This is a genomic window from Chloroflexota bacterium (genome assembly GCA_026389585.1).
GTDB lineage: Bacteria > Chloroflexota > Dehalococcoidia > UBA2247 > RBG-13-53-26 > JAPLHP01.
In genome coordinates this window covers 1-11,788 of record JAPLHP010000102.1, presented here as the reverse complement: position 1 = coordinate 11,788, position 11,788 = coordinate 1, and the positions used below count along the sequence as shown (strand labels likewise).

Here is an 11,788-nt window from a genome sequence, read left to right as displayed (position 1 = left end):
ATGCTTCCTCCACAGAACGGCCTCAAAAGCCAGTCGGTTCTGAAAAGCAGTTTACGACTCCCAGCCTCACAAATCAAGTGAGGGCGCTTCGCGCGCCCTCACGGTTTTCACCCACTTTGCGTCCTCAAATGTCATTGCGAGGAGTGCAGCAACGAATCAAGCTCTGTAGTGGCAGTCCGCGGAGGCTGTCTCAAAAGCCCAGAAGCTGATTGAGGGCTAGCAGCAGCTCCAGGAAGCCGTAGCCCAAAATCCAGGTTGGTTTGCATGGATTGTTGTATGGTAGTACCTCCGCTTGAGCCATACCTGGTACACCCGCTGGTGCGTATTGTGTCCAGGCCACATCTGGGACCTGACACCCACTGTGGGTCATCCTTCTGCAGAAGGATGCCACCCACTTTGAAAATCCACGGATTGTGGCTTACCAGAAGCTCTGCCGGCCAAGATAGATCCGATAAATACCAGACACTTCATCAGCTTTTTGATTGGCCGAATCAGGCTGGTTGCACCTATAATTGAAATGAATGCACACGGATTCATCAGCATTGAAATACACTAATTTGTGAGGTGAACTGAGAATATGGACCGAATGGCATCTTTGGATACTGCTTTCAACCCGGCTTCGGTGGCTATAGCCGGTGTTGGCCCCATCACAGCCGGAAAATGGTATCTTGAGAGCTTGCTCAGCTCCGGTTTCAAGGGCAAGATCTACCCCATCCATCCCAACGGCGGGGAGATGTCGGGGCTAAAAATCTATCCTGGCATCAAAGACATCCCTGATGCGGTGGAATATGTCACCTCATGCATACCTGCCCGGTTTGTGCCCCAATTGATTAAGGATTGTTCAGAGAAAGGCGTAAAGGTGGTCTCGCTCTTCACCTCTGGCTTCTCTGAAACCGGGTCGGAGGAAGGGCGGCGGTTGGAGGCGGAGATAGTCCGTCTGGCCCAAGCCAGCCGGATACGGCTCATCGGCCCCAACTGCATGGGGGTGTATAGTCCCACAGCCGGGCTTTCGTTCGTCACCGACTTTCCAAAAGAGAGTGGGAAGGTAGCTCTTGTCTGCCAGAGTGGCGGCAATGCCATCTACTTTGTGCGGCTGGCCGCCGAAAGAGGTATCCGCTTCAGCAAAGTCATTTCCTATGGAAATGCCTGTGATGTCAATGAAAGTGACCTGTTTGAATACTTGGCCCAGGACGCCGGGACAGAGCTGGTGGCAGCCTATATAGAAGGAGTCAAAGACGGAGAACGATTCCGCCAGGTGCTGAACAGGCTGTCGGCCAGGAAGCCTGTGGTAATACTCAAAGGCGGCTCCACCACTTTTGGTGCGCGTACGGCAGCCTCACACACCGGCTCTCTATCTGGTTCCGATCAGGTGTGGACTACCCTGTTGCAGCAGGCTGGGGCTATCCGGGTTCACACCCTGGAGGAACTGGTTGACATTGTGGTCACCCTTCGTTTCCTGTCACTTCCCCGGGGAAGAAGGGTGGCTATGGTCGGCGGGGGTGGTGGTGCCAGCGTTATGGCCACCGATGCTTGCGCTGCTAACGGCTTCACCCTTCCAGTAATACCTAAAGCAGTGTCAGATGAGATGAGGGGGTTCCTCAACAGCGAGGCAGGGCTGATCCTGACCAACCCCATCGAACTGAATTTGTTTCCAGAAGCCACCTATAATATAGCCAGGCAATTTCTGGCACATGAAGGCTTCGACCTGATGCTAGCTAACTGTGTTTTCGGCCAGCATCCCTGGGGTTTCTTTGATGTGTGGTTCGGTTTATTCTGCGATACCGTTCTGAAAGTACACGCAGAGATAGATAAGCCCATTGCAGTAGTGCTTGAGTCCGACCTTACCAATCAGGAACAACACCTCACCGCCATGAGGCAAAGATACTGTGAAGCAGGCTTGCCGGTCTACTACTCTATGTCAAACGCCTGCCGGGCAATTGACCAGATCTTGCGCTACCGCGAAAAACGTCCCACCGACGGTGGCTAGCAATCAACATCCCTGTTGATGGGGACCTATTGAGATGCTATTGATGCTTGCCTAGGCAAACTGCGAAGGAAAAAGTCTGGAGGCAAGAATGTTCGGCTACGCGGGTAAGATCCTGAGAGTAGATCTGTCATCAGGAAGCATTTCTGAGCTGCCCACCATAAACTATGCCGACAGATTCCTTGGGGGAAGGGGGGGCGCCGCAGCGCTCTATTGGGATGAGGTGCCATCGGAAGCCAACGCTTTCGATGCTGAGAATGCGCTGATATTCGCCACCGGTCCGCTGGCCGGCGTTCCCGTATTCGGTGGCTCCCGCTGGCTGGTGTATGGCAAATCGCCTGCCACCTTCCCGGAACACTCTTGCTCCTGCAACCTGGGTGGTGATTGGGGGCTTAGATTGAAATCCGCCGGTTATGACGCCGTCCTTATTCGCGGCGAATCAGAAAAACCCGTTTACCTTTTTCTTCACGACGGTGTTTCTGAACTGAAGGATGCCTCTGTTCTATGGGGCAAAGGCGCTATCGAGACCAGGAAAATACTGAAAGGCGAAATGGGGAGCTCCGCCTCAGTGGTGGCCATTGGCCCTGCGGGTGAGAACATGGTCAGCATAGCCACCCTCGTGGCCGACAACGATGCTGTCGGCTCCGGGGGTATGGGGGCACTCATGGGGTCGAAGAAGTTGAAGGCTATCGCAGTTAGAAGTGCCCGCCAGCGAATGGAAGTTGCCCGGCCAGAGAAGGTGAAGGAATTAGCCGCATACTTCCGCGGCCTCGGCAGAGAGCCTATCCCTGCAGCAGGCAACCTGGTCTTTCGCATAACCGGACCCGGAACCGAAAAGGCGCCTTGCTATGGCTGCCTGGGCACCTGTCACCGAAGGACATACCAGGCAGACGATGGCCAAAAGGGTAAATTCATGTGTCAGGCTGCCACCTTCTATCAAGCCTTATCGGAGCCATACTACGGGCCAGGACACGAAATCCCCTTTCAGGCCACCAAGCTCTGTGACGATTACGGGCTGGATACCATGTCCCTTTCCATGATCATACTCTGGTTGCAGAGGTGCCATAGGGCCGGCATCCTGACCGACGAAAACTCGGGCATCCCCATATCAAAGCTGGGCAGCCTGGAGTTCATCGAGACCCTGGCGAGAAAGATCTCCCTCCGGGATGGCTTCGGCGACCTCCTGTCCCAGGGAATCGCTAAAGCTTCCGATGGGGTAGGCCCTGGAGCCAGAGATCTGATCACCAAGTATATCTCCAAGTCCGGACAGCCCAACATAAATGAGCCCAGGCTGTATGTCACCACAGCGCTCCTGTACGCCATGGAGCCCAAAGCCACCCATGCCGCAACTCCAGGAGGTCAGCCGGGTGGTACTCAAGTGGCTGGAGTGGATCAAGAACCCTGAGAGGGGTTATGTCTCCAGTGATGTGGTGCGCCGCATCGCCCGGCGCTTCTGGGGAAGTGAGGCTGCCGCAGATTTCTCCACCTTCGATGGGAAGGCCCTGGCTGCCATGATGATTCAGGACCGGGAGTATGCCAAGGACTGCCTTGTTCTCTGCAGCTTCTTCTGGCCCGTTGTGGATATCGAGCACTCCCAGGACCACATTGGTGACCCCACCCTGGAGAGCCGGATACTCTCCGCCGTCACCGGGAAGGATATTGCTGAGAAAGAACTCTATCTGATAGGTGCAAGGGTGTTCAACCTGCAGAGGGCTATACTCGTCAGGGAAGGTTGCCACGGAAGGGAGGGAGATCATCTTCCTGAAACCTGGCATACCACGCCGCTGAAGGGAGACATGGCCAACCCTGAATGCCTGGTGCCGGGGAAGGGGGGCAAGAGCATCTCTCGAAAGGGAGCAGTGATCGATAGGCAGGAGTTTGAGAGGTCAAGGGACGAGTATTATCAGATCAGGCAATGGGATGTAGCCACAGGTCTGCAAACCAGAGCCAAGCTCGAAGAATTGGGGCTGGCAGATGTCGCCCGAGACCTGGAACAGAGGGGGCTCATCTCAGGTTAATGCCAATTCAAAGAGGATATCCCAGATCGTATCAGGAGGTGCAGAATTGGATTCACTATTCTCATTAAACGGTAAGGTGGCCATTGTCACAGGGGCCAGCAAGGAGACAGGAAAGACTATCGCCATTGAGATGGCTAGAGCAGGGGCTGACGTGGTAGTGGCAGCTCGAACTACCGAGGGCATTGAGCGTACAGCAGCCGAGATTTGCGCTCTGGGCAGACGGTCCCTGGCCGTGCCTACGGATGTTCGGGATGCCGAGCAGGTGGACAACTTAGTCAAGAAGGCCCTCGATGAATTCGGCCGCATCGATATTCTGGTGAACAACGCAGGGACCGACTTCATGGCACCAGCCCTGGAATTGAACGAAAAGGGCTGGGACTCGATGATCCGACTCAATCTGAAGAGCCACTTCCTGTGCAGTAAGGCAGTGATAGCGACCATGATAAAGCAAGGCGGAGGGAACATTGTCGATATTGCCTCCGCAGAGGGACTCCGTGCTGCCCCGAGCAACCCCGCCTATGGCGCTGCCAAAGCCGGGGTTATCAATCTGGTCAAGACCCTGGCAGTCGAATGGGCCCGCTACAACGTTCGGGTGAATGCCGTGGCTCCGGGATTCATTGAAACCCCGGTGTTGCCGATGGCTCTCGAAGGATTCCCGCATCTTCGTGAGATATACAGCAGGGTTCCCCTGCGGCGGGCTGCCAAGCAGGCGGAGGTAGCAGCAGCCGTGATCTATCTCGCTTCCGATGCTGGAGGCTATACCACCGGCATAACCATAACCGTTGACGGCGGTATGACCTGTAATCTTGGTTAGCCAACTCAGGCCAGTGGAATTCTCTCGTCATTGCGAGCGAAGCGAAGCAATCTCCAAAGCCATGGCAACACTGTTGTTGAGATTGCTTCGGCACTCTGCGCCTCGCAAAGACACTGAATAGATGCTGCCACCCTGGAGGGGAGCATTCTGAATCTTTATCCACAGATTCGGGTTTTCAGGTTCCTGCCATAGACAAACGGCTCACAAAAGTGGTATAAGTGATATAATTTGATATGTTATTGTGAGTGATTCCCTCTCATCTCCCCACCACCAGAGATCATCAACAGTAGCTGTTCTCTTAATCAAGGAGCTGTAATTGAATATACTTCTCGTCTATCCGCGCTACCCGGAGACCTTCTGGAGCTTCAAACACGCTCTCAAATTCGTTTCGAAGAAAGCAGCCTATCCCCCCCTGGGACTGTTGACTGTAGCATCAATGCTCCCAGCAGAGTGGAAGAAGAAGCTGGTCGATATGAACATAGATAGTTTGAAGGATGCGGACATCGCCTGGGCAGATTATGTGTTCCTCAGCGCCATGGGCGTGCAGCAGCAGTCGGCGCGTGACGTCATCAGGCGGTGCAACCAGCTACACACCAGGATAGTCGCTGGCGGCCCTTCGTTTACCACTAGCTATGAAGAATTCGAGGGGGTAGATCATTTTGTGTTGGGCGAGGCCGAGGCGATAATCGCTGGCCTGGTAGCGGACCTGGAGAATGGGAGAGCACAGCCTGTTTACCGTTCAGAGGAAAGACCGAGCATCCAAAAGAGCCCGGGGCCAGCCTGGGATCTCATCGACATCAGAAAATACGCCACTCTGGCCATCCAGTATTCCCGCGGCTGCCCCTTCGATTGCGAGTTCTGCGACATAGTTCTGCTGAACGGTCATGTCCCCAGGACCAAAGACATCCGGCAGCTAATCGGGGAAATGGAAACCATCTACAACCTGGGCTGGCGCAATAGCCTCTTCGTTGTTGATGATAATTTCATAGGCAACAAGAAGAAGCTGAAGGCTGAGGTGCTTCCGGCAATTATAGATTGGATGAAGGAGAGGAATTACCCCTTTACCCTATTTACGCAAGCTTCTATCGGGATCGCCGACGACGAGGAGTTAATGCGGCTGATGGTGGATGCCGGTTTTGATCGGCTGTTCATTGGAATTGAGACCCCGAATGAGGACAGCCTCGGGGAGTGCGGTAAGCACCAGAATGCCAATCGTGATCTGGCGGCATCTGTAAGAACGCTGCAAAATCACGGATTTGAGGTGCAGGGAGGATTTATCGTCGGCTTTGATAGCGACCCGCCGAACATCTTCGAGAGACAGATCAATTTTATTCAGCAGACTGGCATCGTGACTGCTATGGTCGGCCTGCTCAATGCGCCACCTGGGACCAGGCTCTACAAGCGCCTCAAGAAGGAAAATCGCCTGCTCGGGGAGGCATCAGGGGACAATACCGATTTCTCGGTCAATTTCTCACCTAGAATGGGCCGCGAGGCCCTGATCGGCGGTTACAGGCGCGTTCTCGCAGCCATTTACGCACCGCGTCAATACTATGCACGCATCGGCATCCTATTGAAGGAGCACCATCCCGTTGTGCACAAACGCGGGAGCCTGAAGAGAAGCCACCTGGAAGCCCTTTTGAAGTCTGTGTGGTATCTCGGCATTAAAGAAAAGGGGCAAATATACTACTGGCGCCTGGTCACTTCCACGCTGCTGAAGCGACCTCGCTCACTTCCCCTGGCGATCACACTGGCGATTTACGGGTACCACTTCCGCAAACAGGGAGAGAGATATACCAAGGGCGGCCTGGCTTAGGCTAGTACTGCTATAGATCAGTCCATAGTCGGAATTGTAGTAATGAATCACATCGGCCCCACATGTCGTTTCCACTTATCTCGAAGTGAGGAGACCAATCATGAAGTCAAGCGAAGGACGGCTCGGTCGGGTTTTTGTAATACGCCTTGAGGATGGCGATGTACTGCCACACTGCATTGAGCGCTTTGCAGAAGAGAACGGGGTATCGGTGGGGCATGTTATCGTGGTAGGTGGTATCGGTGAAGGCGAAGTGGTAGTCGGTCCGCGGCGTTCCGACGAGAGACCTCCTGAGCCAATGCTACTGCCTATCGATGGCGCGCACGAAGTAGCTGGTGTCGGAGTGCTTGCCCCGGGTGAAGATGGCAAGCCGCATCTTCATATTCACGCAGCCCTGGGCCGATCAGGGAAAACCATCACCGGATGCCTGCGGCCCGGCGTCACCACCTGGCTGGTGGGTGAGGTCATCCTCTATGAGATCCTCGGTGCCAAGGTAGCACGTGTCAAAGATGCAGAGAGCGGCTTCTCACTTCTACAGCCCGGCACCACACGCTGAAACCAATAGCTAAAGAATCGTTCAAACAGGATAGCTATGTGGGAATCTGAAAGGAAAGAGGTACTCCAGGCCGCTCAGCGAATGGCCGAAAAGGGGTTCACGGTGGGCTCTTCAGGAAACGTGAGCCTCCGTATCAAAGAGAGCGGGGGACGGGAGCTGGTGGCCATTACTCCCAGCGGGCGCTATTACGATTCAATGAAGGCCGATGACATTGTAATAGTCGACTTTGAGGGTCAGCGTGTAGAGGGAGAACTTGCCCCATCTATTGAGACGATGCTCCATATCGGGATCTACAAAGCACGAAAAAAAGTAAATGCTGTCATACACACCCACCCGGTTTTTGGCAGTGTCATTGCAGTTACCGGCATGGAGATCCCTCCTATTCTCGATGACCAGGTCACTCAGATCGGCGGTGAAATAAAAGTAGCTCAATACGCCCTATCCGGTAGTCCCGAGATGGTCAAGAATGTGATCGCAGCGCTGGGGCCAAGGAATGCGGTTCTGATGGCAAATCACGGAGCTCTAAGCGTAGGAAGAAACATGCAGGAGGCCTTCACTATCTGTGAGCTGTTGGAAAGGACAGCTGGAATCTACATATCTGCCCTTGGCTTAGGTAAAGTCAACCTGCTTCCCGCTGATATGGCAGAGGCAGGAAAGGCCTTCTTTACTGCCATCTATGGCGAGAGTCCATGATCCTCGATTCCGCCACCGGTTGAAAGCATCAAAGGCAGACCAATCTTGGGGTTACTGAGACATGCGGCATGAATAGAGGATATGGGTCTGAAGATATGATGGCTACCGAGATCTGAGGTTTTCTCTAGGAAGTGCCTTCGTGTGAACGCATTCTGAATGAATGTACATGCCTGCTATCAGCCTGTCTGCCAGATCCTGACAGTCCCCCTCGTACTGGCAACCATGGCAGCCATTGTGTGCCTGACTGCATGCACTAGCCCAGCGTTCAACGATTAGGTCGTCATACCTCTTCGGGTACCATTTGGAACCCTTCCTCTGCGTCCCGGGCTCTTCTCTGGTCGACTGGATAGGGATCGCTCACCTCCAAGCCCCGATACAATGGCTTTATCCGATTTTTGCATTATCTCTTGCCACTCTTGCCTGTTCAGCCACTCCTGGTAACCGTTCTTATCTGGATTCGCCAGACAATCGGACAGGTAATTTAGAAACTGCTTCCGAGCCCCACAGTGTTTACATACACCATTGCTAGCCGCGGCGGTCGCTCTTTCGATCATCCAATAGTGCTTGCATTCTAGCTGTAATGGCGATTTCGCCCTAGGAACTGCTTCGTAGAAAACCGTTGTTTCATAAGTAAGAGTTGATGATTTCATGCTCCTCTACACTCCCAATCTATACTGTACTTGAACAGCACAACTCCCTGCTGCAGCCAAGACCACTCCGGGCGCATTGCAGAGGTGAGTACAGGCTTGATCCCATGTTCTAGGGGGGGGGGTAAGAACATGAGGCACAACACTCACCTCTGCTTCTCGCGCGACTTCCTTAGCAGTGAACCATCAAACATAAAATCGGCCCAGCGGACCAACAACCACAGAGATAATCTCCTCGCTATATGCGCCCGTTAAACTCAATCGTGGCTGATGACCCAGTGCGAACACCTGGAAATCCTTATGCTTATATTTAAAAGAACTATTAGCTAATGGCTAACTGTTTATATATTTACACTATATTTGGGATGTTTGTCTATCCGTAGAACTACGCAATTGCATAAAAGGATCTCCGTAGTTCTGGTAAATGGGCAAGGAATACTGACGGATTGCTGTTCGGTGGCTCTGTTAGAGAGAGCTAGTTCTCCATCGGCACGATCCCACGCCGCAGGGCGTAGCGGATCAGGTCGGCCTGGGTACGCAGGCCCAATTTACGCATTAAGTTGGCGCGATGGGTCTCGGCAGTGCGCGGGCTGATTGATAGTCTGGCAGCAGTTTCAGCGCTGGTATGACCCTCAGCCGCCAATTGCAGCACCTCGCGTTCCCTGGTGGTCAGCATCTCATACGGATCCATCGCTGCAGCCTCAGCTCTCTGCGTATAAGCCTCAATGGCACGTTCGGACAGCGGTGAGCTGAGGTAGCGACGCCCTACAGCCACTTCCCGTACAGCGCTAACCAGCTCATCCGAGGTCGAGGACTTGAGAACGTAGGCCTTCGCCCCAGCCCGCAGCGCCTCAAGCACATAGGCCTCGTTGGTATGCATAGACAGGATAACAATGCCGGTCCGCGGTGAACGCTGGCTGGCCTGCCTGGTAACCTCCAGACCATTCATCCCGGGCATCATCAGGTCAAGCACCAGCACATCCGGCTGCAGCCGCTCCAGCATTTCGAGCGCCTCCAAACCATCGCCAGCCTCGCCAACAATCCGAAACTCTGGCTCAGCCTCCAGCAGAACTCGCAGACCATGCCGGACCACCTGGTGGTCATCAGCCAGTACTATTGTGGTCACACTCATCTAACCTCGCCATCCTCCTATCCCAGACCTACCGGGAACCTGGCTGTCAAACGCGTGCCAGCACCTGGAGTTGATCTTATTTTGAACTCACCACCCAGCAAGACTGCTCTCTCTTGCATCCCATTGAGGCCGCTAGAGGTGCCACTGGCCAATGCCACTTCAGAATCGAATCCTGCACCACGGTCTTCGATCTGCACGCTCAGGACATCCTGATTTGCCACCAATCGCACTGTTGCCTCACTCACACCGGCGTGGCGAGCAATATTGGTTAGCCCCTCCTGAATAATTCGATAGACGGCTGTTTCGATTTCCGAGGTCAAACGTCCTTCCAATCCCTTATGCTTAAAGATCACGCGCACGCCCGTCTGGGCCGTGTAGCGCTCAAAGTGCCATAACAGCGCCGGTATAAGGCCTAGATCATCCAGCATCGCCGGCCGCAGGTCGAGAGAGAGATTCTGTACCAGAGCCATAAGTTTGTTGATCATGGCCTGAGCCTCACCCAGGTAAGATCCCAAATTTCTGGCAGGCATGCGGGCAGCTGTCTCCAGCAAGAGTTTTAGACCAGTCAGCGCCTGACCGATCTCATCGTGAAGCTCACGGGCGATCTGGCGGCGCTCCACCTCCTGCACTTCAACCAGGCGGCGAGAAAGAGCACGCAGTGCGTCCTCAGCCTGCTTGCGCTCGGTAATATCTCGCGTTACCCCCAGAAATCTAACCGGCCGCTGTTCTGAATCGCGCAGGAAGGTCACTTTGTCTTCAGTCCATACAGTGGAGCCATCCTTGCACCTTACCTCCAATTGCAGCACCCATGACCGGAAGGGGTCCCTTTTCCGCCTCTTTTCGATAGCCAGTTGTCTCCCAAAAGCCCTTCTGGCAACTTCATACGAGGCAGGAGTCAACATTTCTTCAAAAGTCTGGGCCAGGCATTCCTCGATCTCAAAGCCCCGTAGACGCCTGGCTGAGGGACTGAGATAAACGTGACGCAGATTCATATCTGTGACCCAGATGACATCTGTCACGTTCTCAGCCAGCAGGCGGTAGCGCTTTTCACTTTCCCGCAGAGCTTCTTCCATGCGGTGGCGCTCTGTAACATCGCGGGTAACCCCCATCATACCGGCAGGCCAGCCGTCCTGGCTGTACATCAGAGTCACCCGGCTCTCGGTCCAGGCTGTAGAACCATCCCTGCAGGTCATCTCCAGACCTACCGCTCCCAACCTGACAGGCCCCTTTTGCTCCGTGTTCCTCTTGGATAATTCCTCTTCAACAAGTTTCAGGGCAACCTCAAGAGAGGCGGGAGTAAATATCTCTTCCAGCCTCTGGCCCATCGTTTCCTCTACCGTGTAACCCCGCAAACGCGTTATGGAAGGGCTTATGTAACTGAGGATCAGATTTGTATCCATCGTCCAGATGACGTCTGTTACGTTATCGGCCATCAGGCGGTAGCGTCGCTCGCTCTCTCGCAAAGCCTCTACCTCGCGATCGTGCTCCGTAATCTCATGAATAACACACTGACATTCCCCGATGCCCCCACCATTGGTGCCTTTCGCAGTCACGGTGAAGAAGTAATCGGCCTCAGTCCCATCCTTCTTAGACAACCTCACCGGAAAATTCTTAACATACCCCCCACTCTCCAGTTCCCTTTTAAGCCCCTGCCAGTCAATCGGCCGGGAACATACCTCCTGGATGCTTATCTTCACCATCTCTTCTCTGCTATATCCGAGCAGGGCTGATGCAGATTCATTAACATCTATGATCCTGCCATCCCTGTCAGCAATGCAGAGTGCATCCCTAGACACTTCGAAGAAGCTGCGGTAGCGCTCCCTGCTCCCCAGCCTGCGCCTGGGCCTCTCGCTCGTTCTATACCCACTTTTCATATCCAACACTTTCAATAGTGTCCTGAAATGATTTTACACCAAGGAGACCCTGGGGGCACCATGTCAGTACAAACCAATGAAGTTCACAGTCACTGAATACTTCCGGGATTCCAAAAGATGGGAATGACATTCTCCCCGACGCAAGCGTCGGGGTATCACAGTAACCTTAGTTGGTCTTTGTGAATCTGAACATATTGAGATGCACGTCCTTGCTCTTTAACATATTTCCCGATGGCTTTTTCATTCCCGTGTTTCCCAAC

General features: G+C 53.9%; 9 protein-coding genes. 7 read left to right on the top strand and 2 right to left on the bottom strand.

The window, feature by feature from the left end:
- Positions 1–577: 577 nt before the first annotated feature.
- The 7 genes from NTZ04_09565 (at position 578) to NTZ04_09535 (ending at position 7,875) form a co-directional block, all read left to right on the top strand.
- Positions 578–1,987, top strand: a complete 1,410-nt coding sequence (locus NTZ04_09565; protein ID MCX5992546.1) for a CoA-binding protein — start codon at positions 578–580, stop codon at positions 1,985–1,987.
- 88 nt (positions 1,988–2,075) lie between these two features.
- Entirely contained in the window at positions 2,076–3,389 is a 1,314-nt protein-coding gene (locus NTZ04_09560) for a hypothetical protein (protein MCX5992545.1), read from the top strand.
- Entirely contained in the window at positions 3,352–4,002 is a 651-nt protein-coding gene (locus tag NTZ04_09555) for a hypothetical protein (GenBank protein MCX5992544.1), read from the top strand. Before NTZ04_09560 ends, NTZ04_09555 begins: the two co-directional genes overlap by 38 nt.
- Positions 4,003–4,048: 46 nt before the next feature.
- Positions 4,049–4,816: a glucose 1-dehydrogenase gene (locus NTZ04_09550; GenBank protein MCX5992543.1), complete on the top strand. Its 768-nt coding sequence runs from the start codon at positions 4,049–4,051 to the stop codon at positions 4,814–4,816.
- Between the two features lie 316 nt (positions 4,817–5,132).
- Positions 5,133–6,629: a DUF4070 domain-containing protein gene (locus NTZ04_09545; GenBank protein ID MCX5992542.1), complete on the top strand. Its 1,497-nt coding sequence runs from the start codon at positions 5,133–5,135 to the stop codon at positions 6,627–6,629.
- A gap of 100 nt (positions 6,630–6,729) precedes the next feature.
- A complete protein-coding gene (locus tag NTZ04_09540; protein MCX5992541.1) occupies positions 6,730–7,182 on the top strand; it encodes a DNA-binding protein in 453 nt (150 codons plus the stop codon).
- A gap of 36 nt (positions 7,183–7,218) precedes the next feature.
- Complete coding sequence (locus NTZ04_09535) at positions 7,219–7,875, top strand: class II aldolase/adducin family protein (protein MCX5992540.1); 657 nt, start codon at positions 7,219–7,221, stop codon at positions 7,873–7,875.
- 1,122 nt (positions 7,876–8,997) lie between these two features.
- On the opposite strand, the gene NTZ04_09530 is transcribed toward NTZ04_09535, so the two are convergent.
- Positions 8,998–9,654: a response regulator transcription factor gene (locus NTZ04_09530; protein MCX5992539.1), complete on the bottom strand. Its 657-nt coding sequence runs from the start codon at positions 9,652–9,654 to the stop codon at positions 8,998–9,000.
- A gap of 17 nt (positions 9,655–9,671) precedes the next feature.
- Entirely contained in the window at positions 9,672–11,528 is a 1,857-nt protein-coding gene (locus tag NTZ04_09525) for a PAS domain S-box protein (GenBank protein MCX5992538.1), read from the bottom strand.
- Between the last annotated feature and the right edge of the window lie 260 nt (positions 11,529–11,788).